This window comes from Streptomyces sp. NPDC058008 (assembly GCF_042886395.1).
In the GTDB taxonomy this organism is placed as follows: Bacteria; Actinomycetota; Actinomycetes; order Streptomycetales; family Streptomycetaceae; genus Streptomyces.
This window is the reverse complement of record NZ_JBHVQX010000033.1, coordinates 1-26,452: the sequence shown is the minus strand read 5'-3', so window position 1 is coordinate 26,452 and position 26,452 is coordinate 1. Positions and strand designations below refer to the sequence as shown.

The window sequence follows — 26,452 nt, the reverse complement described above, 5'->3', positions numbered from 1 at the left end:
GGGTGATGTGTGTTCCGGTGTGCTGCCGGAAGGCCGGGGCATCTGTGTCACAGGTGGTCAACGAGCCCTGGAACGAACCTGGTTGCCGAAGATCCGGCGTGATAACTTCACGGTCTGTCATGAAGGTGTTACCGGCTCTACGGGGGTGGTCGGTGGTGAACGTGCTGCCCGGAGCGGATGAGCCGGACGAGGCCAGGATGCGGCTCATCGGGGTGCTGGTCGAGTTCCTGTGCGTACAGGACTTCGTGACCGACCGCGATCAGTGCGCCCAGTTCATCGCCTTCGCGGCGGAACAGCTCGGGGCGGAGATCACCTACCCGCGCAAGAACCCCCGCGCCGACATGCTGTCCTTCGTCAGGGCCCTGCTGAAGTACGAAGCGGGCCTCAGTACCCTCGCCTTCACCGTGGGAGTCATCGGCGGCCCCGATCCTGCTGCCCAGCTGGCCAGACTCTCGGAGGCCGCACGGGCCGAGGCGGCGCACGCCGCCGGTTCACCCGACTTCACCGACCGGTCGGTGCGGGAGATCCACCGGCTCCTCGCGGACGTGCGCCGTGTCGACGACGGCCGTCTGCACGCCCTGCTGAACCACGAGTTGGGCGTGGACATCCCGTACGGGCAGACCCCGGCCCAGCGCTTCGACCACCTGTGCGGAGTCAACACGCAGGCGGACGGCCTCCCCCCGGCGCTCGTCCTCGTCGAGATCACGGCGTTCCTGGAACAGTCGGCGCTCCGCGACGGACTCAGGGAGTGGTCGGACGGATGGGCCCGGGAGGTCGGGCCGGATGCCGTGCAGGCATTGGGCGAACGCAGGCGTGCCATCGCCGCTCTGCCGACGGCCGACCCCGATGTGGCACGTTGCCTCATCGTGATGGTGGAGCCCGCCGACGACAGTTCGGCCGATATCTACGTACGCCACTGGGTCAACGCCGCGCCAGGCTATTGGGAGCCGGTGGCCGGCGAGGTGCGTCCCACGACCCTCGACGGGCTGGCCGGTGAGGTGGAGCGTGCCATCGGACGTGGCCAGGAGCGCTGGGCGGGCGTCCCGGTGACGGAGAGCGAACCGACGCCGCAGGTGGAATTCGTGCTGCCGTTCTCCCTGATGAACCACGACATGGCCCGGTTGGAAATGGGCACGTGGAGTGGTGACCCGCTGCCGATCAGCCTCCGCTACCACGTGCATCTGAGGTCGCTCGAACGCATGAGAGCGGCGCAGAAGGACGGATATCTCCCGCTGTGGCGGGAACGCTGGACACAGCTCAGGAATGCCGGTGTGGCCGAGTCGTACCGCTGGCACGGTGAAGAGGGAGAGCGGCTCGACCGCTGGCGTGCCAAGCTGATAGCGGACCCAGGCCTGACCGCGGTCATCCTCGATGTTCCCGCACTGCCCGGTCTCGGTCTGGAAGCACTCGTCACCGCGATTGCTCAGGGGGTGGGCCTTGCGGCCTGGGACCGCAGAACGGACAGCCCGGAGCTGTCGGGCGAGGTGCTGACCCTGCTGCTCGCGCACCCGCCCTCACAAATCCCGTCGAAGGTGAGCGCGCTGCGCATGAAGGCCGAGGGGATGAACCGCGATCACTGGTCCCTCGGGAAACATCTGGCACTTCTATGGGATGATCCCAACCGCCTGATCGACTGCGAGGAGTTGACAGCATGACCGAGCAGGTCTCGGTAGCGCAGTCCGTCACGCCCCCTTCCTGGAGGGTGTTCCACGCCACGGGGCAGCCTCCCGCCGGGGAGACGCCGGAGTTGCCCCAGCCGCCGCCCTGGCGCGTCTTCTCCGGAAGCCCTCTGCAACAACCCCCGCCCGATGACGCCCAGTCGGCGTTGCGCCGGCTCGGCACCGTACAGGAAGGGCCGCAGCTGCGGGAGGAGGAGATCAACGCGGTCAACGCCGCTCTCCTGCTGCGCCGCCCCCTTCTGGTCACCGGCCCGCCCGGGGTCGGGAAGTCCACCCTCGCCTATCTGATCGCGAGGGAGCTGGGACTCGGCCGGGTCCTCCCGTGGAGCATCGTCAGCCGCACCACGCTGCGCGGCGGTCTGTACGAGTACGACGCCATCGGCCGGGCGCAGGCCATCGCCGCCTGGCGCGCCGAGGGCGCGGCCGAGCCGGACAGCGACTCGGGGAGCGCCCCCGATCTGGGCGACTTCGTGACTCTCGGGCCGCTGGGCACGGCCCTGCTCGCGTACGAACGCCCGCGCGTGCTGCTCGTCGACGAGCTCGACAAGAGCGACATCGACCTGCCGAACGACCTGCTCCACGTGCTGGAGAACGGGAGCTACGAGATCCCGGAACTGGTGCGTGCCGGAGTGGCCGAGGTGTCCGTCTTCACCGACGACCCCGAGGGCCGGGCCGTCATCGAGGCAGGCAGGGTCGAGTGCGCGGAGTTCCCCGTCGTCGTGATCACGAGCAACGGCGAACGGGAGTTCCCGGCCGCCTTCCGACGCCGCTGTCTCCCGCTGGAGATGCGTCCGCCGAGCCGTGAGCAGCTGGTCTCCATCGTGGTCAGCCATCTGGGCCGGCGCCCCGACGGCATCGAGGACCTCGTGGACGACTTCGTGAGGCGGCTGGACGGCGGTGGTACGCAGTCCGTCGACCAGCTGCTGAACGCGGTGCAGCTCACCACGGCTCACGGGTTCCGGGCGGACGGCGACGGGCTCAAGCTTCTCGAGACGCTCCTCCGTGATCTCTCGAAAGGCCGCTGATGCGCGGCTCGCCACGGGAACGCGCCCCGGACGCGGCGCCCGCACCGAGCGACGGTGATCTTCACGAGACGGACGGGGAGGCGAGCTGGCAGGACCTCGCCGACGCCGTCTGGCTGGCGTCGGCATGGCACCGGGCCGGCCGCGGCACGGACGGAGAGGCACCACCGGACCCGGAACCCTCACCGCAGGACGGCGGCACGGACCTCCTCACCGACGCCACGGTCCCCCCTGTCGAGCAGGGGACACCGGAGATCGTGCCCACCGGAAGCGGCGGTGAGGACCTCCGGGGGGCACAGATCACCGACGTCGAGGAGAGCAGGCGAAGCGGTCCCGATTCCGTCCTCCCCCACGAGACCCGCCCCACGCACCCCGTTGAGCCGTTACGCCTGGCCAAGGCGTTGCGCGGCTTCGGTCGCCGGGTCCCCTCACGCCACGAGAGCAAGCTCGACGAGGCGCGCACCGCCGAGAACGGTGTGATCGACGGACTGTGGATCCCCTACCTCGATCCGGTGCAGGAACGCGCCTTCGACCTGATGCTGCTGGTGGACCGGGCACCCACCATGCCCGTCTGGGACAGCTCCCTGCGCCGGCTGTCCGACGAGGCGGTGCGCAGCGGGGCGTTCAGGGACGTCCGTACGGTCGACGTCCTGCTGCCCGGCGGGGAGGCGCCTGTCCTGCGCTGGCCGGGCAACCGCCGCGCCGACCCCGCCGAACTGCTGGACGGCCGCGGGGCCCGGGTGTTCCTCGTCGTCACCGACGGACTGGCGCCCGGCTGGGCCGAGGCCGGCGCCGACGACCTCCTGGGGCGGCTCGCGTCGTCAGGGCCCACGGCGCTGGTCCATCTGCTGCCCCCCTATCTGCGCCACCGGTCCTCCGTTTATCCCTTCCGGGCCCGGCTGGACGCCGCCGGATTCGGAGCCCTCAACCGCCATGTCCTGTGCCGCCCGCCCCGGGGCGTACCCGAGCACGCCCATGTCCTGCCCGGAACCGGTGACGGATCCGTGGCCGTACCGGTGCTCAGCCTGCGACCCGGTTCGTTCCGCGCCTGGGCCGACCTCGTCACCGGAGAACGGGGCGTGCGCCGGGCGCTGCCGGTCGTCCTCGCCGGGGCGATGGCCAAGGGGGTCTCCGCCCCGGGACTGCGCGCGCCCAGGCTCGACGGGCCGCGTTCGGCGGCGGACGCCGTGCGCAGGTTCTTCTCGCTGGCCAGCCCGTTCGCACAGCAACTCGCCGTCCTGCTCGCCGTCGCGCCGGTCCGCTTCGACGTCATCGAGGAGCTGCGGGGGCGCGCACTGCCCGGGACGCGCCCCGAGCACGTCTCCGAGGTGATGATGGGCGGCCTCATCGACTGGGGCCGTGACGGTGAGGGCGGGGACTTCGCCGACGGCATACGCGAAGCCCTGCTGGCCACCGGCAGCCGCACACAACTCGCCCGCGCGGTGGCCCTGCTGGCGGAGTCCCGGGCCGGCCGGACCCAGGGCGTACGCCTGCGGGCCGCCCTGCGCGACCCGGTGGGGGCGGCACTGCCCGACAGCGAAGCGGGACCGGCCTGGTTGCGCATCGAACTGGCGGTTCTCCGTGCGCTGGGAGGCCTGCCGTACCGACGCCGGGCCGCGCAGCTGAAACGCGTGATGTCGCGCGGCGCGGGAGCGTCGACGGAGGGGACAAGAGATGATAAAGAGGCACCTGATGTGAATGAGAACGGCCCCGCTTCCCCGTCGCAATCGACGGTTCCACCTGGAGGACCTGTGTCGCCGACGACACCACCCGTAGACACCGAGCCTGATGCCCGGAGGGTCGACGAGCGCACGCATGCCACGGCGCCGGAGCTTCGGTTCGTCCGTACGGGTCAGCCGAAGATCATGGGCAACGTGCCGCCGAAGAACCCGAACTTCACCGGTCGGGAGAGTCTTCTGGCCGCAGTGGAACGGCAGTTGCGGGAGGACGAGACCACAGCCGTCCTTCCGCATGCCCTCCACGGCATGGGCGGTGTCGGGAAATCACAGATCGCGGTGGAGTACGTCTACCGCCACAGCGGTGAGTTCAACGTCATCTGGTGGATCCCGTCGGAGCAGGAGAACCTGATCCTGGGCGCCCTCGGCGACCTGGCGCGCAGCCTCGGACTCGAGGTGGGGCCGCAGGCCAACGCCGCGGTGCCCGCGGTGCGCGAGGCCCTCCGCACGGGCAAGCCGTTCGACAACTGGCTGCTGGTCTTCGACAACGCCGAGGACATCGAGGCCGTCCGTTCCTACTTCCCCAACGGCGGCCCCGGGAAGATCATCGTCACCTCCCGCAACCGCGAGTGGGAACGCGTCGCCACCCCCCTCAGCGTCGATGTCTTCGACCGCGAGGAGAGCATCACGCTCCTGCAGCGCCGCGCCCGCGGCCTCAGCTCCTATGACGCGGACCGGCTCGCGAGGGCGCTCGGAGACCTGCCGCTGGCGGTGGAGCAGGCAGGCGCCTGGCACGCCGCCACCGGGATGCCGGTCGACGAGTACCTCGGCCTGCTGGACGAGCGACGGCCGGAGATCCTGGAACTCGACCCGTCCCCCGACTACCCGCTGCCGGTCGCGGCGGTCTGGGACATCTCCCTCGGACGTCTGTCGCAGGACAACCCGGCGGCACGCCAACTCCTGGAGATCTGCGCCTGCATGGCGCCGGAGCCGATTCCGCTCAGCCTCTTCAGGGGTGGACGCAACGTCCAGGTCACCCCGGAGCTGGACCCGGTCCTGCGCGACCCGCTCCTCCTCGCCCGCGCGACCAGGGACCTCAGCAAGCTGTCGTTGGTGAGGCTGGACCACAAGACCGCGACCCTGCAGATGCACCGTCTGATGCAGAACGTGATCGTGGCCCGGATGGACCCGGAGGAGCGCGCGCGGATGTCGCGGGCGGCCCACCTGCTGCTCACGACCGCCAAGCCCGGCGCACCCGCCGCACCGGACCAGTGGCCCGCGTACCAGGCGATCCTCCCGCACGTCATCGCGTCGGGAGCGGTGGAGAGTTCCGACGCATGGGTCCGCGACCTCGTCTACGACATGGTGTTCTTCCTCTACTACTGGGGTGCGCACGAGTCCGGCGCCGCTCAGGCCCGGCTGGCCTGGTCCGCCTGGCGGGCCCAGTCGGGTGACGAGGACCTGCACGTCATCAGGATCACCAAACTGCTCGGCTTCTACCTGCGCCTGCTCGGGCGCCCTGACGAGGCGGTCGTACACAACGAACGGGCTCTCACCATCTCCCGCGGGGCGCAGATCCCCGACGAGGAACTCATCGACTCCATGTGGCAGATGGCCGGAGCGCTGCGGCACCGCGGCGAGTTCATGCAGGCACGCGTGCTGGCCGAGGAGGCGTTCACGCGGGCGAGCGACCTGTTCGGGCCGGAGGATCCCACGACGCTGAGCGCGGCGCACGACTACGGTGTGGCGCTGCGGCTGAACGGCAGCTTCTCGACCGCGCGGGAGATCGACGAGGAGACCGCCCGGCAGAGGGAACTCCTGTACGGCCCGGTGAACGCGCTCACGCTCAACACGTTGAACGGGCTGGCCATCGACCTGCGTGAAGCGGGCGACTACCTCGGTGCCCGCGCGCTCCAGGAGTCCAACTACCTCCCCTACGTCACCCACTTCGGCGAGACGAACGCGGCGACGATCCGTGCGGCCCTGAACCTCGCCGTGTGCCGGCGGAGGGCCGGTGTGGTCGAGGGGGGCTCCGCCCTCGCGGAGCAGATCCTCGAGCGGTTCACCACCCGGTACGGCCTGAACAACACCGACGCCCTCGGTGCCGCGATCCACGCCATGGTGGAACGCCGCCTGAACGGCGACCTCGTAGGCTCCCGCGAACTGGGCGAGCAGACGCTCGCCGCCTACCGCAACGTGCTGGGCGACCACCACCCCTACACCCAGTTCGCCAGGGTGAACCTCGCCGCGACGTTGCGCGCACAGGGTGACACGGACCGCGCGGAGACGCTGGACGTCCTGGCGCTGGAGAGCCTGGAGCACACCCTGGGGACGCTGCACATCAGCACGCTGACCGCCGCGATGTGCCGGGCCAACGACCACTACGCACGGCTGGATTTCGCGCAGGCCATGGCGGCCGACGCGGACCTGCTCCCCAAACTCGAGGAGACCGCCGGAGCCGAGCACCCGCTGACACTCGCCTGCACCGCGAACCTGGCGCTCGACAGGCGCGGACTCGGCGAGTCGGAAGAGGCCGATCTCCTCAACCGCGCGGCCGCACAGGGGCTTTCACGTCTGCTGGGGGCCAACCATCCGTGGCACACGGCGGCCAGGCTCCACCAGCGCATCGAGTGTGACATCACACCGCTGCCGATGTGACCTCTCGAACGACCGGAACGTTCGCTCCCGCCCGCCGCCCACGAAGCGGCGGGCGGGAGCGCGGAGCACAGGCAACGGGGGCGCACGTATGACCACGGTGGTCTTCACACACGGCACAGGCGTGCGCGAGCCGCACCTCGGCACGCTGCTCGCACGGATCGCCGCAGGTCTGAGGGATACGGCTCCCGGAGTCGCCGTACTCGCCTACGACTGGGGCGGACGGTACGGGGCGAGGCTCGCCGCGGACGGTGCCAGCATCCCCGCCGGACCAGGCACGGGGACGAGCCGGAGCGCTGAGGGCCCCCACGGCCCGGACGAGACGGACGAGTGGGCCCGGCTGTACGAGGACCCCTCGGCCGAACTCGTCACGGCCGCCGCCGGGGCGGGCCCGCGCGTCACCCCGCCCGGCGCGGCCTTTCCCGACGAACGCCCGAGATCGCTCCTCCGCGCGCTCGCGGCGGAGGGCGAGCCCCGGGCCGACGCGCTCGGTCCGGGACTGCCGGAGGCGGCGGCGGAGCTGGCGCGCAGCCCCCTGCTCGGTCCCGCCGCGGAGGCCCTCGACCCGGAGGCGCTGGCGCGGGTACTGGCCCGGACGCTGACGGCCACCCTCGTGGCCGCCGGACTCGCGGCCGACAGCCCCGTGCAGAGCAGCGGTGACCTCAGGGACGCCGCTGTCACCGCTCTCGCCGCACGCCTCGGCGCAGAACCCGCGGGCACCGCCCGCGGACCCCTGCTGCGCCTGGCGGGGAGGCCGCTCGTGCGCCTCGGCTCCCGCTACGCCGTGCGCCGCCGCCGCGCGCTGACCGACGCCGCGCACCCGGCAGCGGGCGACATCCTGCGATACCTCGCCAGGGGCGAGGACATGCGCCAGGGGCTGCGGGAGTTCGTCGCGGGCGTGGAGCCGCCCGTGGTCCTGCTCGGGCACAGCCTCGGCGGCATCATCGCGCTCGACACCCTCATATCCGGCCCGCTGCCAGGAGTCGAACTCCTGACGACCGTCGGCTCACAGGGCCCCTTCCTGTACGAGACGGGCGCGCTGCCGTCACTCGCCCACCCGGATCCGCTGCCCGCCCACGTGCCGCCGTGGCTGAATCTCTACGACTGCCGCGACCTCCTCGGCTACGCGGCCGAACCGCTCTTCCCCGGCCGCGCCCAGGACGTCGCGACGGACAGCAGGCAGCCCTTCCCCGTGGCGCACAGCGCCTACTGGACCGATCCGGCCGTCTACCGCGCGATCGGGGAGCGGCTGCCGTGAACAGCGGACGGATTCTGCCGGACCGCGTCTTCGCCCTGGTCGTCGGTATCGAGCAGTACGCCGCAGGGTCAGGCTGGGACCTTCCGGGGCCCGCCCGGGACGCCCTGCGGTTCCGCGAGTGGCTGCTCGCGCGCGGAGTCCCCGGCACGCAGATCCAGCTCCATCTCGCGCCACTGCCCGGAACCGCTCCCGACGTGCCGTTCCGCCCGGCCGACCACGGCTCCCTGAGGCGCGCCTTCGTCGAGGACATCCCCGGCCGACGCGACGAGGCTCTGTGGGTGTGGTGGGGCGGCCACGGGGTGCTGGCCGAGGACGAGAGCCTCGCGCTCTACACGGCCGACGCCACCCTGACCGACCGCCGCGCCATCGACGTCGAGTCCGCGCTCACCCGGCTGAGAAGTGACGCGGTCCCGGCCCTGGGACTGCAGATGTGGATGGTGGACGCCTGCCGCACCTTCGAGGAACAGCACCACTTCCCGCAGTCGCTGTCCACCGAGCGCCTTCCCACCGGCGGCCGGGTCGCCGCGCACGAGCAGAGACTGATGTTCGCGGCCGGCCGGGGACAGCGGGCGGGGAACGACCCGCAGCGGAGGCTCGGCCTGTTCTCGGACATCGTCCTGGACGAACTCCCGGACGATCCGCTGCCGGACCCCCTGCCCCTGTTCGACGCGGTGAAGGCGAGGATGAGCGCCCTCCGGGAGGCGGGACGTACCACCCAGGTACCCGGCCTCCGTCTGGAGGCTCCGGAACGCCGCGAGCTCCTGGGGTGGGGCGAGGCGGCTCCGCCTCGGACGGCGGAGCCGCCGGCCGCCAGGATCATCAAGGCCCTGATGGCGTATCCGCTGATGAACGACCGTGACGAACGGCAGACCCTGGTCAACGAGTTACCCCCGGCCGTCGTCGCCCGGATGCCACGGCACCCCATGCCACGCACGGACGTGATCGGGATCTTCCGTACCGTCAGAGCGCAGCCGGACGGACTGTGGAAGCTGTACGCCGCAGTGACACTGATCGACGACGACCCCGACCGTGCTTGCGAACTCAAGGCATGTGTACAGGACTTCCTCTCCGACCAGGGGCCCGGGATGTGATCTGCTGGCGTGATCACACGGGTTTCGGGAAGGGGTCTCAGTCGTCATGATGGAGTAAACGGTGGCATCCTGTGCCACCGCTCGCGAAGGGGGAGCGCGCCTTGTACCAGCCGGTGCCCGCCGACGGCACACCTGATCACATCGAGTCCGATCTCATGGACCTCGCCTCCGTGGGTGTCACCGATCTGAGGCGCCTGCCCGCGCCGGACGGTGCGGCACGCCTGCTCGCCGAGCTCCGGCGCGCGCGCACCAACGCGATGGGGGGCGGTGAACCGGGGCGGGCCGAGTAGGGAGTGCACGAGCACGCGGCCGTGATGAACCCGTCCACCCCAGGGAGCGCTGTGTACGCGCCGATCCGTATGCCCGGCCCGCTGTTCGACGAGATCGCGGCAGGCGGCGGCTCGCCCGAGGCCGTGGCGTTCCTGCTCCACGGTGAACGGACGCGCCGCCTCCTGCTGCTGCGCGAACTCCTCGAACTCCTCGACGCCACCCCCGGCATCCTCGGACCGCTGGACGCGCGGGCGGCCTGGCCGGCGATGGAGGCGGCGGCGGCCCGAGCCCCCGGTCCGGTCGAGGCGCTGCTGCTGACCCCGCAGGTCGGCAGCTGGCTCGCCCACACCCTCCGGCGGCTGCACGGGACGGCCTCCGGCCCGCCCCTGTGGGCGGACGCCGGGCAGCTGGCGGCCGTGGCGGCGGCAGCGGCCGTCCACGCCGGTACCGACGCCGAGCTCCTGCTTCCCGCTCGCGGCAGGGCCGTCAGCCTGCCCGCGCTCGGCATGATCCTGCTGCCGGGGCCGGACGGCGACACCTTCCACGCGGTCCGCGCCACGGTGTCCGGCGGGGCTCTCACCGTACGCACCGGACACGGGGCCGGCCTCGTCGTGCGCCCGCTCACCGAGCCCGAGTCGGCGCACTGGCTGCCGGTGCACCGGCTGGACACCGGGCCGGGGGAGCGCGCGGTGCAGCTCGACGACCTCGACCCCTACCGCGACCTCGACGAACCGATAGCTCCGCGCCGCCTCGCCCCCGGGGAACTACGGTGCTGGCAGCGGCTGTTCGAGGACGCCGTGGCCGTCCTGCGGCGGGGCGGCAGCGCAGGACCCGGCGGACTGCGGCCCGAGGAGATCAGCCGCATCGTTCCCTGGCAGGACAAGGACGGTGACACGGAACTGCCGGTGCCCGCCGAGGGGCTCAGCGCCTCCACCGGCGACGCGTTCGCCTCGATGGTGATAGCCCGGCCACGGGACGGCCTCGCGCTCGCCGAGACCCTCGTCCACGAATTCCAGCACAGCAAACTCGGCGCCCTGCTCCACCTCTTCCCGCTCCTCCAGGACGACCGGTCCGAGCGCCACTACGCGCCGTGGCGCGCCGACCCCCGGCACCTGCCCGGTCTCCTCCACGGGGCGTACGCCTTCGTCGGCGTCACCGGATTCTGGCGGGAGCGGATCGGGGACGTCGCGGCGGACCCGGAGGGGCGGGCGCCGTTCCTCTTCGCGATGCGCCGGCTCCAGACCCGCATGGTCCTGCGCACCCTGGCGACACACGCCCGGCTCACCGGGCCCGGCCTGCGTCTCGTCACCCGGCTCTCCGCGACGGTCGACGGCTGGCTGAGGGAGCCGCTGGACCCCTCGGCCGTGGCCAGGGCCCGCGCGGCGGCGGTCAGCCACCGGGTGGAGTGGCGGCTGCGGAACCTGCGCTGCGCTGAGGACGACCGCGACGCCCTGCTCAAGGCCCTGCGTACGGGCGCCGCGCCGTCGCCCGGCGGCGAGCCGCTGATCGCGCCGGACCGGCCGCGCCGCTACTGGCAGGACGACCGCACCCGTCTCCACCAGCTGCGCGGGCTCACGGCCGGCGGAGCGACCACGGCCGACGAACTGCTGGTCGCGGGGGACCCGGAAGGCGCACGGGCCGCCTACGAGGAGCAGCTGCGCGGCATGGGCCCCCTCGGGCCGCGCGGATCGAACCCTCTGCGCCCGCGAGGTTCGGACCCTCTGCGCCCGCGAGGTTCGGACCCTCTGCGCCCGCGCGGCTCGGACCCCCTGCGCCCGCCCGGCCCTGACCCCCTCGACGCGCACGCGCTGTCCGGCTGGCTGCTGGCGCACACCGCGCTGTACCCGGCCGACCGCCGGCTGCTCGCCCGCCCCGAGCGGTTCGCGGCCCTCCTGGGGACGTCCCCGCCCGGGCACCACTGGACACGGACCGCCCGCTGGCTCGCCGGGAGCCCCGACGCGAGTTGAGCTCCCGCCCGCCACACCGGCGGGCGGGAGCAGAGAACCGGCACACGGCCGCGGACAGGAGCACCGCGGCGCCACGGGCCGGCCACCGCACGGCAACGGTCGGCCACCGCACGGGCAACGGGCCGGCCACCGCACGGGCAACGGGCCGGCCACCGCACGGCAACGGCCGGCCACCGCACAGGCAAAGGGCCGGCCACCGCACGGGCACGGTCGGCCACCGCGCGGGCAAAAGGCCGGCCACCGCACGGCAACGGGCCGGAGGTCCGCCCCGGCCCGTCCCCCCCGGGATCAGCTCGACGAGACGCTGAACCCGTTCGTCGTGAAGTTCAGACCGCCCGACGACGAGGTGATCTCGTAGCCGAACTGGACGTCACCGATGGTCTCGTTGCCCCACCAGCCCTTGGTGTCCTTGATCCACTTGAGGATCGGCAGGATGTTCACGGTGCCGGACGAGGAGTCGGAGGTCCGCAGGAACGAGAAGACCTCGTTGGAGCCGTTGCTGCCCTTGTAGACGGCCCAGGTGTGCCCGCCGAGGGTGACGTTGCCCTGCGAGGTGCCGAGCGGGCCGACGGCGCCGTTGTAGTTCACCCAGAGCATCACCTCGTAGTCGTAGTCCGTGTCCCAGATGTCGTACGACGTGTTGTACGCGCCGGACGACGGGACCGTCACGTTGTAGGTGCTGGTCAGCGACGACAGGGACGTGATCGGCTTGTTGACGATCTTCTTGGCGTTCGGGTACGACTTGATGCCGCCGGTGTTCGGGTGGTTCGCCGTCACGCCCCAGTTGGACGACGAGTTCGCCCAGATGCTCTGGGTGCCCGCCCCCGAGCCCCAGATGTTGTTGTAGAGGATGTAGCCGTCGGACGTGGTGTAGTTGCCCCACTGCTCCGACGAGGTCCAGATCGCGGCGTGGGCCGGAGCCGCCGCGAAGCCGATCAGCGCGGCCACGGCCGCCGTCGGCGCCAGGAGGAGCCTGGTCAGGGTGGATCGTGCCATGGGGTGTTCCTTCCATGTGGGGATGGAGGACTGCTACCGCGCCTCCAGGGTGAGGACGCGGTCCACGCCGGCCGTCAGCTCCAGCGGAGCCGTGGGGTACCCGGCAGAGGTCTCGGTGAGGGTGAGCCCGTCGCCCGTACGCAGATCGACGCGGGCGTCGCGGGTGGGGCGCAGCACGGCGGTCGCGCCGTCCTCCGACCACCGCAGGTCCAGGTGGGCGCCGAACCGGGTCCGTACGCCCCGGAGTTCACCGGCCGGATACTCCGCCGGGACGGCGGGCAGCAGGACCAGGCGGCCGGGTGACGACTGGACGAGCGACTCGATCACCGCGGCGGGCAGGGTGTGGGCCGCGTCCGCGTTGTAGACGTCGCGCGACGGGTAGTGCGCGCTCATCAGCGAGTCGTGGAAGAAGTCGCCGCCCAGCACCGCGCCCAGCGCCGCGGACACCCGGGACGGGTCCCGCAGCCGGGCGGCGATCAGCGCCTGGTGCAGGTGGCCGTGCGCGGAGTCGTTCTCGGATCCGCGCAGTTCGAGCGCGCGGTGCGCGGCCGAGGACAGTTCCGGGGTGTCGTAGGGGTTGATCTCGTCCAGCGGCCACACCGGGTAGAGGTGGCTGAGGTGGCGGTGGTCGTACGTCTCCCGCAGACCGGGCCACGCCCACTCGGCGAGCGCCCCGTCCTCGTTCACCGCGTAGGCCGGAAGCCGGGCGGCGAGCGACCTCCAGAGGGCGGCCGACGGGTGTGCGGGGGCGTGAGCGGCGGCCGTCGTCAGGGCGTGGCGGGCGGCGGCGATGTCCATCGTCGCGTTCACCGTGCCCCAACTCGCGTTGGCCGGGCGGTTCTCCGGGGAGTACGAGGGGACCAGCGCGAGGTTTCCGTCCGGGTCCTCGTGACCGAGGAAGTCCTCGTAGAACAGGGCCACCTGGACCAGGGCGTCGGTCAGTGTCGCGTCCGGGGCCCCCGCCGTGACCTCGGCGTGCTCCAGGAGGGGGTGCAGCAGCCAGTCCGCCCCGGCCGTCCACAGGTGCAGCGGATAGGCGCGCTGGAAGTGCCGGGTGTGGCCGGACGCCCCGTCCGTGTGGGACGGCGCGACGACGCCCCGCGCACCGAAGATCGCGCGGGCGTTGTCCTGCCAGTCGGCCAACTGGCTCTCGACCAGGGCCGCGTGCGCCCCGCTGACCTCCGGCAGGCCGGCGGCGGCAGCGGAGGAGACCTGGAGGTTGAGGTTGGCGTTCGTGGTGAAGGCTCCTGACCAGGCGGTGTCCCAGTCGCCCGTCCACAGGCCGGTCAGCCGGGGCGGCAGCATCCCCGAGGCCGACAGCAGGTGGTACCGGCCGGCCGCGAAGAGACGCTCCAGGAGAGCGGGGGACCTCGGGGTGCGCAGCAGCTCGCCGCCGGACCGCTCCCGCTCCGGTGCGGCGTCCCGCAGCGTGAGGGAGGCGCGCCCGTAGGCCTCCCGGTGCAGCGGCCGGTGGCGGTCCAGCAGCGTGGCGTAGTCCTCGCGCGGCAGGGCGGCCCACAGCCCGGCGGGGTCGGGGCGGCCCGCCCCGCGCACGACCCGGGTCGTCAGGGTGAGGCTCCGCGCCCCCTCGATCCGGATCCCCTCACCGGCCACGGACACCCGGCCGCCGTCCACCCGGGCCAGGGTGACCCCCGTGTACCCGAGTCCGCCGCCCGGGTAGCCGACCCGCAGCGCCAGCTGGGCGCCCTCCGGGGTCAGGACCGTGGAGCGGCCGACGGCCAGCTGCGCGGGGGCGCCGGGCAGCAGGTGGTCCAGCATGAGATCGCAGGTCAGCGCGAGGTCGGTGATGTGCTGCACGATCACGTCGTCGGCCCGCGACACGAAGACGGCACTCCGCCACGCCTCGTACGACGCGGTGACCTCGCCCGTCGTGAAGTCGGCCTCGCGCCGGTAGCCGGCGACCGCCTCGTGGAGGCCCCGGGTGCGGCGCACGCGGGACTGGAAGGCCGGGTGGAAGGGCTGCACCCACACCAGCGGACGCCCCGAGCCGAAGTCCTCCGCCGCCTTCGTGTCCCCGGCCAGGAGTGCGTCCTGGAGGCGGCCGAGCCGGTCGGCGAGCTCCGGCGGGCGCAGGTCCTCGCTGCCGTTGGGCCGCACCAGGGTGTGATGGTTGACGATCACCCGGTCGTCGGCCGGGTCGCCGTACACCATGGCCCCGTGACGGCCGTTGCCGCTGAGGAAGGCGTCCTCCCAGCGGGCGGCGGGGCAGGGCTCCCACGTGCCGTCGATCATGCGGAGGCTTCCCTGAGCACGGCCACGCCGTAGCGCTCCAGCTCGACGGAGCCGTCGGTCCCGGCTCCGGTGAGCAGGTCGGTGTACCGGCCCGGCAGCTCCACCCCGGCCGGGGACCTGCCGTGGTTCAGCAGGAAGAGCAGCCCGCCGCGCCGTACCGCCTCGACCCCGGCGGGCAGCCCCTCCAGCACGGGCCGCACGCCGGCGCCGGCCGCGGCCCGGCCGAGCAGGCCGCGCAGCGCGGCGGGTTCGGGCAGTGTGGAGACGTACCACGCGGTGCCCTTGCGGAGTACGGCCGGGAGGCCGTCCAGTTCGCCGCCGCGGTAGGCCGCCACGGTCTCCGCGCTGCCGTCGGGCTCCAGCTCCTCCGACCACAGGGTGCCCCGGAATCCGTCGCACTCCGCCGTCGTGTCCGCGTCCAGGGGCCACCACTCGTGCACCGTGCGGATGCCGAACAGTTCACGCAGCCGGTGGTCCATCCCGCCCGGCCTGATCCGGTCGTCCGTGTCGGTGACGCCGGTGAAGAACCCGCACACGAGGGTGCCGCCACCCCGCGCGTAGGCGACCAGGTTGTCGACCGCAGCGTCGCCGAGGAGCTGGAGCTGGGGCACGAGCACCATGCGGTAGCCGCTCAGGTCGGCCCCGGGGCGGGCGAACTCCGTGCCGATCCCGCCCTCCCACAGTGCCCGGTGCCAGGCCTGGAGCAGCTCCGTGTAGGAGACGAGGGAGGAGGGGCGGCCCTCCTGGGTGCTCGACCACCAGGCGTCCCAGTCGTGGAGCACGGCGACATCGGCGGAGACGCCGGTCCCGCTCACCTCGCCGCCGATCAGGGCCAGTTCGGCGCCGATGCGCTTGACCTCCCGGAAGGTGCGGCCGTGTTCACCCGCGTGGCCCAGCATCCCCGAGTGGAACTTCTCGGCACCCTGCCGGGACTGCCGCCACTGGAAGTAGCAGACCGCGTCGGCGCCCCTGGCCACCGCCTGGAGCGACCAGAGCCGGTTGAGGCCGGCCGGTCTGGGGTGGTTGACACTGCGCCAGTTGACCGGCCCGGCCGCCTGCTCCATCACCATCCACGGCCCGCGCGCCTGCGAGCGGGTCATGTCGGCGAGCATCGCGTTGTACTGGCCGCCCCACGGGTCGGCCGGATCCGGGTAGACGTCGACGGAGACGATGTCCTCCTGCTCCGCCCAGGCCCACGCGTCCTGGCCCGACCACAGCGGCATGAAGTTGGTCGTCACCGGGATGTGCGGGGTGTGCCGGGCGACGATGTCCCGCTCGGCGGTGTAGCACTCCATCAGGGCGTCGGAGGTGAACCGTTTGAAGTCCAGCTCCTGCGCGGGATTGCGCGTGTACTGGGCCCTGCGCGGCGGCAGGATCTCCGCCCAGGTGTCGTAGCGCTGGCTCCAGAACGCCGTGCCCCAGGCGTCGTTGAGCGCCTCCAGGGTGGTGTACCGGGCCGCCAGCCAGCGGCGGAAGTGGGCGGCGGTCTCGTCGCACCAGCAGTGCGTGCAGTACTCGTTGTTGATGTGCCACACGGTGAGCGCGGGATGGTCCGCGTAGCGGTCCGCGAGGTCCTCGGTGAGGGCGGCGGCGTAGCGCCGGTAGACCGGCGAGCTCGGGCAGAAGTGCTGCCGGGAACCGTAGTTGACGAGTGCGCCGTCCTCGGTGCGCGGCAGCGTCTCCGGGTGCAGCGCGCCCATCCACGGCGGCGGTGACGACGTGGGGGTGGCGAGGACCACGCCGATCCCGTGGGAGTCCATGAGGTCCAGCAGCCGGTCCAGCCAGCCGAACTCCCGCGCACCCGGGCGGGGTTCGATCTTCGCCCAGGAGAAGACGCCGACGGTCACGGAGTTGACCCCGGCCTCCTTCATCAGCCGGACGTCGTCGGCCCACACCTCCTCGGGCCACTGCTCGGGGTTGTAGTCGCCTCCGAAGAGGATGCGGCCACGGGTGGCGTCGTGCAGGGACGGCATGGACGTCTCGTTCCTCTACTGGGGGTCTGCGTACGGGATGCCACGGCCGCCGGTACCCGGACCGGCACCGCCGTGGACGTGGGGATCGCCGGTGGTGATCCCGCCGGTCCGTCCCCGGGCCGGGCCCGCGCCCTCCGGGCGCGGCACGGCCACGCCGTCGTACGTCACGGAGACCGGCCCGGTCCTGAAGTCCGCCGGGCGGCCCCTCCGCCGCCCGGACGGGGCCGCGCGGCCACGCCCGGGGGCGTGTACCGGCTGCGGGACGGACGGAGCGCGCATGACGGGGACCCTCCGGGGAGTGGCGGGCGGACGCGGGACGGTGCTCAGCCCTTGACGGCGCCGGTGAGCATGCCTTCCTTGAAGTGCTTCTGGACGAACGGCGACAGGAACGCGACCGGGATCAGCGCGAGCACCATGACCGCCATCTGCACGGCGAGCAGGGACAGATGGCCCGTGTTGATGACCTGGGTCAGACCGGTGGGCCGCTCCTGCTTGAGGACCAGCTGGTTCATCACGTTCTGCAACGGCAGCATGTCCGGGTCGCTGATGTAGATGGACGCGTTGAACCAGGCGCTCCAGTACCCCACCGCGTAGAACAGCGTGATCACGGCGATGACCGCGCGGGACAGCGGCATGACGATCTGCCAGAGGATGCGGAAGTCGCCCGCCCCGTCGATGCGGGCGCTCTCGACGAGTTCCTGCGCGGTGCTCATGAAGAAGGCCCGCAGCACCAGGATGTTGAACACATTCAGCGCGCTCGGGAGGATCAGCGCCAGGTAGGAGTCGGTGAGACCGAGCCCCTGAACCACCAGGTAGGTGGGGATGAGGCCGGCGCCGAAGAACATCGTGGCCAGCATGAAGATCAGCAACGGGCGGTGCAGCACGGAGCCGGTCCGGGAGAGACCGTAGGCGCACATGATCGAGACGGCCATGCTGAAGAGCGTCCCGACCACGGTCACACAGATGCTGACGACCGCCGCCCGGGTGACCTGGCCGCCGCCCAGCAGCTCCTGGTAGGCGACGAAGGTGATGCCACGGGGGATCACCACCAGACCGCCCGCCTCGGTGATGGTCTTCACCGAGGACAGGCTGGTGACGATCACGACCCACAGGGGGAAGAGGACGGCCAGGCAGATCAGGACCAGGACCACGCCCTTGGAGGCGAGGCCGCCCCTGGACGGCTCCTCCTCCCACACCGGGCGCAGGCGACCGCGGGTACCCGGCTTCACACCGGCCAAGCCGGTCAGGCCGGAGAGCAGGCTGCTCACTTCTTGTACACCCCCTGCTCACCCATGAGGTGGGCGACCTTGTTGGCCCCGAGGACCAGCAGCAGACCGAAGATTCCCTTGATGATCCCGACGGCCGCCGCGTAGCTGAACCCGCCGTTGGTGATACCGACGTTCCAGACGTAGGTGTCCAGCACCTCGGAGGCGCCCGGGCCGACCGCCGTGCGCTGGAGCAGGATCTGCTCGAAGCCGACGGTCAGCGCGTTGCCCACCTGGAGGACCAGGAGCAGGGCCACGACCGGGCGCAGGGCGGGCAGGGTGATGTGCCACATCCGGCGCCAGCGGTTGGCGCCGTCCATCGCGCTCGCCTCGTAGAGGTCCGGGCTGACGGCCGCCAGGGCGGCGAGGAAGACGATGACGCCCCAGCCGGCGTCCTTCCAGATCATCTCGAAGGTGATCAGGAACTTGAACAGACCGGGGTCGGTCATCAGGTCGAAGCCCTCGTGGCCGCGCTCGCGCAGGGTCTGCGCGATGAGCCCGGCGCCGCCGAACATCTGCTGGAACACGGTGACGACCAGGACCCAGGAGAAGAAGTGCGGCAGGTAGAGGATCGCCTGCGCCACCGCCCGGACCCGGGGCCGCACAAAGCTGTTGATGAACAGGGCCAGCAGGATCGGCACCGGGAAGAACAGCGTCAGCTGGAGGAGGAAGATCGCCAGCGTGTTGCGCAGCGCCGACCAGAACAACCGGTCGTTCACCATCTGCTGGAACCACTCGAACCCGACCCACGGGCTCTGCGCGATGGCCTCGAAGGCGTTGTCCGCGATGTACGGGTCGTAGTCCTGGAAGGCGACCACGTTGCCCGCCAGGGGGATGTACGCGAAGACCAGCAGCAGCACCATCGCCGGCAGGGTCATCAGGATCAGCGTGCGGTCCCGGCGCAGCCGGTGCCGCAGCGGCATGTCCTTGGCGGCCGGCGCGCCGCCGGCCGCCCGTGTCGTGACCGGCGGGGTCCGTGACTCCCGCGCCCGCCGGTCCTCTGTGCTCAGTGACATGTCAGGAAGCCGACTCACCGGTCTCGTCCAGCAGCTTCTTGTACCAGTCGCGGAGCGCGTCGCCGCCCTTGGCCTTCCAGTCCGAGACCTGCTGCTGCATGTCGCTGACCTTCTTGCGGCCGCGCACGATGTCCTTCTCCAGGTCCTCGAACTGCGCGTTGAGCTCGGTGTACCGGGTGGGCTCCTGGATCTGCATCCCGTGGAACAGCGGCTTCTTCAGGTGCGCGCCCTGGCGCTGCTGCCACTCGATGACACCCTTGACGACGTCCGGGTGGTCGGGGTAGGCGCGGAAGGGAGCCGAGGTGGCGATGTACTCGTAGGTCGCGAAGACCTGGTTGTTGCCCTGCTCGGTCTTGGTGAGGACGCCGTCCTTGAGCGTGTGGTGGGTGCCCTCCAGGCCGTACGCCTTCAGGCGCTGCTCCTTGGTGCCGTAGGGGGCGGCGGTGTAGTTGGCGAGGGCGAGGATGTCCTCGACCGTCTTCCTGTCCGCGTTCTTGTTGACGAAGCACCAGATGTTGGAGGGCGCGGCCTCGTAGATCACCGGGGCGCCGCCGTCGTGGGCGAAGAAGTCCATCGCCCCCATCCGGAAGTCCGGCTTGTCCAGCCGCTGGACCGCGGTCGCGGCGTACCAGTCCGAGATGTCCGCGTTGTACATGAGGACGTTGCCGGAGGAGAACGTGGTGCGCATGTCACCCGTCTCGGCCTTGGCGTCCGGGTGCACGAATCCGGCCGAGTACAGGGAGCGCGACCACTCCAGCGCCTCGAGGTACTCGTCGGTCTCGTAGCGGTTGACCAGCTTGCCGTCGACGAGCTTCCAGTAGTACGGCTTCTCCGGCAGGACCCCGAAGAAGACGAACGAGGACCACGTCATGTCGCTGCACGCCCACACCTTGCTCTTCGGCGCGTTGACCTCCTTGCAGAGGTCGAAGAACTCCTTCGTGGTGGTGGGGACCTCGTACCCCTTCTCCTCGAAGATGTCCGCGCGGTAGAAGGGGGTGATGTTGGGCGTCGACTCGGCCGGCATCGGCAGGCCGCGCAGCTTGCCGGCGAAGACCGCGCGCTGCCAGGCACCGGTGGGGATGGCGGCCAGGTTCGGGTAGTCCTTGACCTTGTCGCCCGAGAGGTACGGGCCGAGGTCGGCGAACTTGTTGGCGATGGCGCTCGGTATCTTGCCGCCCAGCTCCCAGCCGGGCACGACGACCGCGTCGGGGATGTCGCTGGAGGCGAGCACCGCGCCGAGCTTCTGGCCGTAGACGTTGCCGTCCTGGTTCTGCCACTTGACCTTGACGCCGACGGCCTCGTCCATGGCCGTCCAGTACGGGTTGCCCGCGCCCGGCGAAGTGCCCCACAGCGGCGCCATGATGCTCAGCTCGCTGCCCTTGCCCAGCTTCTTCGGGACCGACACCGCCAGCTGGTCGGCCGGGAGCGCGGTGGTGAAACCGACCGCGGAGCCGTTCTTGCTGGGGATGTCGCCGGTGACCGCCTTGGTGGGCACGTAGGAGGGAAGCGTGTCCTTCAGCTTCTTGCCCGTGGTCGTGCCCTCGTTCTTCGAGCCACCGGAACCGCCGCCGCACGCGGCGAGGAGCGGCATCCCGCCGCCCACGGCTGCCGCGACAACCACGGAGGAGGCGAGGAATCGTCTCCGGCTGGGAGCGGAGGGGGAGTTCGGCGTCATTGCGTCAACCCTTCGTGGTGCAACAGGACGGCCCGCGGCGGCGACTGCCGCTCGGCCCTGTGTCTGAGGTAGGGGCGTTACCGGCCGAGCCGGTCGGTCGTGCACCGGCTGAGCTGAAGCGGTCAACGGGCTGCCTCGTCGAAGCGCTTCGATGTTGCAGCGAGGTTAAGTGAAGGGTGTCGGCCGCACAAGAGTTCGTTTCGATATTCCTCCGACCTGTGTCCGAACCGTTTCCCGGTGGGATGCGGCTCCGATGCGTCCGGAAGAACCTCTTTGGGGCGGTAGCACCCTTGACACCTCCGGGGTTGGCCGCAGAGCATCGAAGCGCTTCGAAAGATCTTCCGCTCCCATCGAAGGATCTTTCGGCACGAGCAGACCGGAAAACCTCCCACCTCTCCAAGGGGACCCGCACGTGACGGACCATCCGCTTCCCTTCCGCGACCCGCAGCTGTCCTTCGCCCGGCGCACCGACGACCTGCTCGGACGGCTCACGCTCGACGAGCGGATCGCGATGCTGCATCAGTTCGCCCCGGCGGTGGAGCGGCTGGGGCTCGGCCCGTTCCGCACCGGACAGGAGGCCCTGCACGGTGTCGCCTGGATGGGACCCGCCACCGTCTTCCCGCAGGCCGTCGGCCTCGGCGCCACCTGGAACGACGAGCTGGTGCGCCGCGTCGGCGAAGCCGTCGGCAACGAGGTGCGGGCCAAGCGCGCCCAGGACGACCGGGTCGGGCTCAACGTCTGGGCACCGACGGTGAACCTGCTGCGCCACCCGCTGTGGGGCCGCGGCGAGGAGGGGTACTCCGAGGACCCCGCCCTGACCTCCGCCATCGCGGTCGCCTACACCCGGGGGCTGCGCGGGGACGACCCCCGCTACTGGCGCACCGCACCCGTCCTCAAGCACTGGCTCGCGCACAACAACGAGACCGACCGCGACACCGCCTCCTCCTCGGTGCGCCCCCGCGTCCTGCACGAGTACGACCTGCGGGCCTTCCGCGACGCGGTGCGGGCCGGGGCGGTGGCCGGCGTCATGCCCGCCTACAACCTGGTCAACGGCCGCCCCAACCACGTCTCGCCCCTCCTGGAGCAGCACCTGAGGAGCTGGACCGAACAGCCGCTCGTCGTCTGCTCGGACGCCGGCGCACCCTCCAACCTGGTCGACTCCGAGCACTACTTCGACACCCACGAGGAGGCCACCGCGGCCGCCCTGAAGGCGGGCGTCGACAGCTTCACCGACCACGGCACGGACTCCACGGTCATGACCGGCCGCATCCGCGGCGCACTGGCCGAGGGGCTCATCGAGGAGAGCGACATCGACACGGCGGTACGCCGCCTGCTCGCCATGCGCTTCGCCCTCGGGGAGTTCGACCCGGAGCTCGACCCGTACGCGGATGCGGACGCCCTGGACACCGAGGAACACCGCGCGCTCGCCCTGGAAGCGGCCGAGCAGGCCGTCGTCCTGCTCAAGAACGACGGCCTGCTGCCCCTGGAACCCGGGACGGACGGGACCGTCGCGGTGGTCGGTCTCCTCGCCGACGCCTGCAAGCTCGACTGGTACAGCGGCACGCTCATGCACCGCTCGACCCCGCTCGACGGGATCCGGGAACGCTACGGCGCCGGGAACGTCGTCTTCGAGGAGGGCGTCGACCGGATCCGGCTCAGGACCACCGACGGCTGGCTCCAGGTCCCCGCGGCCGACGGTGTCGCGGACGGTGGGGTCCGGGGTGCGGAAGGCGCCCTCGACCCGGCCCTCCTCGCCGGCCGTACGGACCTGCCCCCGCTGACCTGCGGCGAGCAGCCCACCGAACTGGCCCTGGTCGACTGGGGCGACGGCGTCCTGACCCTGCGCACCGACGAAGGGCTGTACCTCTCCGTCGCCGACGACGGATACGTCAGGGCGTCGGCGGACGAGCCGGGCGGCTGGGTCGTCCAGGAGACGTTCCGCCTGGAAGCGGTGGAGGGGCACGACGGCGGGCACCGCCTTCTGCACATCGGGACCGGTGGGTACGTCTCAGTCGCCGCCGACGGCGCGAAGGTTGCCGTGTCCGGCGAGAAGATCCCGCGCGAGGACGGCACGGTCTTCGAGCCCGAGACCGTCGAGCACGGCGCGGACGCCGTCGCCCGTGTCGCGGCGGCCGCCGGTACCGTGATCGTCGTCGCGGGCAACGACCCCCACATCAACGGCCGTGAGACCGAGGACCGCACCACCCTCGCCCTCCCCGCCCAGCAGGACCGGCTGTGGCGCGCCGCGCACGCCGCCAACCCGCGTACGGTCCTGGTCCTGTCCTCCGCCTACCCGTACGCGGTCGGCGAGGCGGCCGACGCCCTGCCCGCCCTGCTCTGGACGGCGCACGGCGGCCAGGCCGCGGGCACCGCGCTCGCCCGCGTGCTCGCCGGCGACACGTCCCCGGCCGGGCGCCTGCCGCAGACCTGGTACGCGAGCGACGACGACCTGCCCGGCCTCTTCGACTACGACGTCATCGGCTCCCGGCAGACCTACCTCTACTTCCGGGGCACCGCGCTCTTCCCGTTCGGACACGGTCTCGGCTACGGCGGCTTCACCTACTCCGGGCTGCGGACCGAGCTGGACGGCGAGCTGCTGCGGGTGTCCCTGACCGTCACCAACGACGGTGCGGCCGCCGCCGACGAGGTGGCGCAGGTCTACGTCCGCCGGGCCGGACCGGCCGGGCCGTCCCCCGAGGGCCTGGGACGCCCGCTGGGGGCCCTCGGCGACCCCACGGACCTGCCGCTGCGCAAGCTGGTCGCCCACCGCCGGGTGCGGCTCGCGCCCGGTGCGGGGGAACGCCTCGACTTCACCGTGCCCCGGGAGGAGCTGGGCCACTGGAGCGTGGCGCACGGCCGGTGGACCGTCGAGCCGGGTGCGTACGAGATCCTCGCGGGCGCCTCCAGCGCGGACATCCGGCTCACCGCTACGGAGGTCGTCGACGGCGAGGCGCAGGGGCCCAGGCCGGTGGCGTCGCGGGGCCTGGAGGCCGCCGACTACGACTGGCAGAAGGACACGGAGATCCTCGACCTCGGGAAGACGCGGGGCGATGTCGTCGCCCCCGTCTCACCCGACAGGGAGGGCCATCTCGTCTACCGTGACTGCGACTTCGGGGAGGGCGTGGCCGGACTGGCCTTCCTCGTCTCCGGAGCGGGAGCCATCTCGGTGGCCGCGGGCGGACACGCGCTGATCACCGGCGTCGAGGGCGACAAGGGCCCGTACGAGTACCGGACCGTCGAGACCGCGCTCGACCTCCACGGGGTGCGCGAGCTGGCCGTCGGCCTCTCCGGGAACCTGCGGCTCGCCCGCGTCGACGTCATCGCTCCCGGCAAGGAGTCCGCATGAGGTTCACCGACGGCTTCTGGCTGATGCGTGAAGGCGTACGCGCCTCCTACGCCACCGAGATCCGTGATCTGCGCGTCGAGGACGACCGGTTCACGGCGTACGCGGCGGTCAAGCGCGTCGCCACGCGCGGGGACACGCTCAACACCCCTCTGATCACGGTCGAATGCTTCTCCCCGGCCGAGGGCGTCATCGGCGTCCGTGCCACCCACCACGCGGGAAGGGCCCTGCGCGGACCGGACTTCGCCCTCCAGCCGGACGCCACCGCCCCGGGCCGGACCCGCCGGGACGGCACGGTCACCGAACTCACCAGCGGGCCGCTGACGTTGCGGATGGACAGCGAAGGGCCGTGGGGCATCACCTTCCTCGACGGTGACGGACGGCGGCTCACCCAGGTGGACCCGAAGGGAACGGCGTTCGCGACGACACCCGACGGCGCGCACCACATGATCGCCCAACTCGCCCTGGACGTGGGCGAGAACGTCTACGGCCTCGGCGAGCGGTTCACGCCGTACGTGAAGAACGGCCAGACCGTCGACATCTGGCAGGCCGACGGCGGCACCAGCAGCGAACAGGCGTACAAGAACATCCCGTTCTACCTCTCCTCGCGCGGCTACGGCGTCTTCGTCAACCACCCCGGCAAGGTCTCCTTCGAGGTGGGCACGGAGTCCGTGGGCCAGGTGCAGTTCAGCGTCGAGGACCAGTCGGTCGAGTACTACGTCGTCGCCGGTCCGACGCCCAAGGACGTCCTGTCCCGCTACACGGCCCTGACCGGCCGGCCCGCCCTCCCCCCGGCCTGGTCGTTCGGCCTCTGGCTGACCACCTCGTTCTGCACGTCCTACGACGAGGCCACCGTCACCTCCTTCGTCGACGGCATGGCCGAGCGGGGCATCCCGCTGAGCGTCTTCCACTTCGACTGCTTCTGGATGCGCGAGTACCAGTGGTCGGACTTCCTCTGGGACCCCGAGGTCTTCCCCGACCCGGAGGGGATGCTGGCCCGCCTGAAGGAACGCGGACTGCGCATCAGCATGTGGATCAACCCCTACATCGCCCAGAAGTCCGCCCTGTTCGCGGAGGGCGCCGCACACGGCTACCTGGTGCGGCGCCCCGACGGCGACATCTGGCAGTGGGACCTGTGGCAGCCGGGCATGGCACTGGTCGACTTCACCAACCCGGCCGCCCGCGACTGGTACGACGGCAAGCTGAGGCTCCTGCTCGACCAGGGCGTGGACTGCTTCAAGACCGACTTCGGCGAGCGCATCCCCACGGACGTCGTCTGGCACGACGGCTCCGACCCGGAGCGCATGCACAACTACTACGCGCAGCTCTACAACCGCACCGTCTTCGAACTCCTCGAACGGGAACGGGGCGCGGGGGAGGCCGTGCTCTTCGCCCGGTCGGCCACGGCGGGCGGCCAGCAGTACCCGGTCCACTGGGGCGGTGACTGCTTCGCCTCCTTCACCGCGATGGCGGAGTCGCTGCGCGGCGGGCTGTCGCTGAGCCTGTCCGGGTTCGGCTTCTGGAGCCACGACATCGGCGGCTTCGAGGGGACCCCCGATCCCGCCGTCTTCAAGCGCTGGCTCGCCTTCGGCCTGCTCTCCTCGCACAGCCGGCTCCACGGCAACGTCTCCTACCGCGTGCCGTGGGAGTTCGGCGAGGAGGCCGTGGACGTGGCGCGCACGTTCACCCTGCTCAAGCACCGGCTCATGCCCTACCTCTACGGAGTCGCCGCCGAGGCGCACCGTACGGGCGTCCCGATGATGCGGCCGATGCTCGCCGAGTTCCCCGGCGACCCCGCCTCCCGCACGCTGGACCGGCAGTACATGCTCGGCCCGGACCTGCTGGTCGCCCCGGTCTTCACCGAGGACGGCGAGGTCGAGTACTACGTCCCCGAGGGCACCTGGACCTCGCTGCTCACCGGCGAGCGCGTCACCGGTCCGGCCTGGCGGCACGAGACCCACGGCTTCGACAGCCTGCCCCTGCTGGTCAGGGACGGTGCCGTCCTGCCCTGGGGCGCCGACGACCAGCGCCCGGACGGCGACTGGCTGGACGGCCTCACGCTGCGGGTCTTCGGCACCGGCGCCGGGGAGAGCACGGTCACCGTGCCGGACCTGGCCGGCGCCCCGGCAGCCGTGTTCCGCGTCGTACGGGACGGGTCGGGCGCGCGTGTCACGGCGGAAGGCACCGGCCGGGCGTACCGGGTGAGCGTGGAAGCGACCGGTACGGCGGCGGAGGGCACCGGGACGGTGACCGTCGCCTGACCCGCGCGAAGGAGTCGGTGGAAGGCCGGTGGCCCGGTGCGTACCCACGCAC

15 protein-coding genes are annotated in these 26,452 nt (G+C 71.6%); 9 read left to right on the top strand and 6 right to left on the bottom strand.

Annotation, left to right across the window (positions count from 1 at the left end; genetic code table 11):
* The first annotated feature begins 119 nt into the window (after positions 1–119).
* The 7 genes from ACFVS9_RS27645 (at position 120) to ACFVS9_RS27615 (ending at position 11,618) form a co-directional block, all read left to right on the top strand.
* Complete coding sequence (locus tag ACFVS9_RS27645) at positions 120–1,655, top strand: hypothetical protein (protein WP_389936468.1); 1,536 nt, start codon at positions 120–122, stop codon at positions 1,653–1,655.
* Entirely contained in the window at positions 1,652–2,704 is a 1,053-nt protein-coding gene (locus ACFVS9_RS27640; RefSeq protein WP_389936465.1) for an AAA family ATPase, read from the top strand. The genes ACFVS9_RS27645 and ACFVS9_RS27640 overlap by 4 nt, the downstream gene beginning before the upstream one ends.
* The gene (gene fxsT / locus ACFVS9_RS27635; RefSeq protein ID WP_389936462.1) at positions 2,704–7,035 is read left to right on the top strand and encodes an FxSxx-COOH system tetratricopeptide repeat protein; all 4,332 of its coding nucleotides are present in this window, start codon (positions 2,704–2,706) and stop codon (positions 7,033–7,035) included. Before ACFVS9_RS27640 ends, fxsT begins: the two co-directional genes overlap by 1 nt.
* 88 nt (positions 7,036–7,123) lie before the next feature.
* The gene (locus tag ACFVS9_RS27630; protein WP_389936459.1) at positions 7,124–8,290 is read left to right on the top strand and encodes a hypothetical protein; all 1,167 of its coding nucleotides are present in this window, start codon (positions 7,124–7,126) and stop codon (positions 8,288–8,290) included.
* Positions 8,287–9,381, top strand: coding sequence for a caspase family protein (locus ACFVS9_RS27625; protein ID WP_389936456.1), 1,095 nt, complete (start codon positions 8,287–8,289; stop codon positions 9,379–9,381). Before ACFVS9_RS27630 ends, ACFVS9_RS27625 begins: the two co-directional genes overlap by 4 nt.
* A 71-nt stretch (positions 9,382–9,452) precedes the next feature.
* Positions 9,453–9,671 (top strand): aldo/keto reductase, encoded by a 219-nt coding sequence (locus ACFVS9_RS27620; RefSeq protein ID WP_389936453.1) that lies wholly within the window; start codon positions 9,453–9,455, stop codon positions 9,669–9,671.
* A 51-nt stretch (positions 9,672–9,722) separates the two neighbouring features.
* Positions 9,723–11,618, top strand: coding sequence for an HEXXH motif domain-containing protein (locus ACFVS9_RS27615; RefSeq protein WP_389936450.1), 1,896 nt, complete (start codon positions 9,723–9,725; stop codon positions 11,616–11,618).
* Positions 11,619–11,906: 288 nt separating this feature from the next.
* Here ACFVS9_RS27615 and ACFVS9_RS27610 read toward each other — a convergent pair whose 3' ends face one another.
* From ACFVS9_RS27610 to ACFVS9_RS27585, 6 genes are all read right to left on the bottom strand, one after another.
* Complete coding sequence (locus ACFVS9_RS27610) at positions 11,907–12,614, bottom strand: hypothetical protein (protein ID WP_389936447.1); 708 nt, start codon at positions 12,612–12,614, stop codon at positions 11,907–11,909.
* Between the two features lie 33 nt (positions 12,615–12,647).
* Positions 12,648–14,867 carry a glycoside hydrolase N-terminal domain-containing protein gene (locus tag ACFVS9_RS27605; RefSeq protein WP_389936445.1) on the bottom strand — a complete coding sequence of 740 codons (2,220 nt, stop codon included), beginning with the start codon at positions 14,865–14,867 and terminating at the stop codon, positions 12,648–12,650.
* On the bottom strand, positions 14,864–16,840 hold the full coding sequence (locus ACFVS9_RS27600; RefSeq protein WP_389936442.1) for a beta-galactosidase: 1,977 nt from the start codon (positions 16,838–16,840) through the stop codon (positions 14,864–14,866). Before ACFVS9_RS27600 ends, ACFVS9_RS27605 begins: the two co-directional genes overlap by 4 nt.
* Before the next feature lie 323 nt (positions 16,841–17,163).
* Positions 17,164–18,099 (bottom strand): carbohydrate ABC transporter permease, encoded by a 936-nt coding sequence (locus ACFVS9_RS27595; RefSeq protein ID WP_383115999.1) that lies wholly within the window; start codon positions 18,097–18,099, stop codon positions 17,164–17,166.
* Positions 18,100–18,104: 5 nt separating this feature from the next.
* Positions 18,105–19,121: an ABC transporter permease gene (locus tag ACFVS9_RS27590; protein ID WP_389936439.1), complete on the bottom strand. Its 1,017-nt coding sequence runs from the start codon at positions 19,119–19,121 to the stop codon at positions 18,105–18,107.
* A 1-nt stretch (position 19,122) separates the two neighbouring features.
* On the bottom strand, positions 19,123–20,796 hold the full coding sequence (locus tag ACFVS9_RS27585; RefSeq protein WP_383115995.1) for an extracellular solute-binding protein: 1,674 nt from the start codon (positions 20,794–20,796) through the stop codon (positions 19,123–19,125).
* A 412-nt stretch (positions 20,797–21,208) separates the two neighbouring features.
* Between ACFVS9_RS27585 and ACFVS9_RS27580 the strand changes: the two genes are divergently transcribed.
* The gene (locus ACFVS9_RS27580; protein ID WP_389936435.1) at positions 21,209–24,142 is read left to right on the top strand and encodes a glycoside hydrolase family 3 C-terminal domain-containing protein; all 2,934 of its coding nucleotides are present in this window, start codon (positions 21,209–21,211) and stop codon (positions 24,140–24,142) included.
* Positions 24,139–26,400 carry an alpha-xylosidase gene (gene yicI, locus ACFVS9_RS27575; protein WP_389936432.1) on the top strand — a complete coding sequence of 754 codons (2,262 nt, stop codon included), beginning with the start codon at positions 24,139–24,141 and terminating at the stop codon, positions 26,398–26,400. Before ACFVS9_RS27580 ends, yicI begins: the two co-directional genes overlap by 4 nt.
* Positions 26,401–26,452 lie beyond the last annotated feature (52 nt).

Bases quoted from the DNA above. Each gene is read 5' to 3' on its own strand.
- ACFVS9_RS27645 (WP_389936468.1), top strand. From the start codon at position 120: ATGAAGGTGTTACCGGCTCTACGGGGGTGGTCGGTGGTGAACGTGCTG.
- ACFVS9_RS27640 (WP_389936465.1), top strand. From the start codon at position 1,652: ATGACCGAGCAGGTCTCGGTAGCGCAGTCCGTCACGCCCCCTTCCTGG.
- fxsT (WP_389936462.1), top strand. From the start codon at position 2,704: ATGCGCGGCTCGCCACGGGAACGCGCCCCGGACGCGGCGCCCGCACCG.
- ACFVS9_RS27630 (WP_389936459.1), top strand. From the start codon at position 7,124: ATGACCACGGTGGTCTTCACACACGGCACAGGCGTGCGCGAGCCGCAC.
- ACFVS9_RS27610 (WP_389936447.1), bottom strand. From the start codon at position 12,614: ATGGCACGATCCACCCTGACCAGGCTCCTCCTGGCGCCGACGGCGGCC.
- ACFVS9_RS27605 (WP_389936445.1), bottom strand. From the start codon at position 14,867: ATGATCGACGGCACGTGGGAGCCCTGCCCCGCCGCCCGCTGGGAGGAC.
- ACFVS9_RS27600 (WP_389936442.1), bottom strand. From the start codon at position 16,840: ATGCCGTCCCTGCACGACGCCACCCGTGGCCGCATCCTCTTCGGAGGC.
- ACFVS9_RS27590 (WP_389936439.1), bottom strand. From the start codon at position 19,121: ATGTCACTGAGCACAGAGGACCGGCGGGCGCGGGAGTCACGGACCCCG.
- ACFVS9_RS27585 (WP_383115995.1), bottom strand. From the start codon at position 20,796: ATGACGCCGAACTCCCCCTCCGCTCCCAGCCGGAGACGATTCCTCGCC.
- yicI (WP_389936432.1), top strand. From the start codon at position 24,139: ATGAGGTTCACCGACGGCTTCTGGCTGATGCGTGAAGGCGTACGCGCC.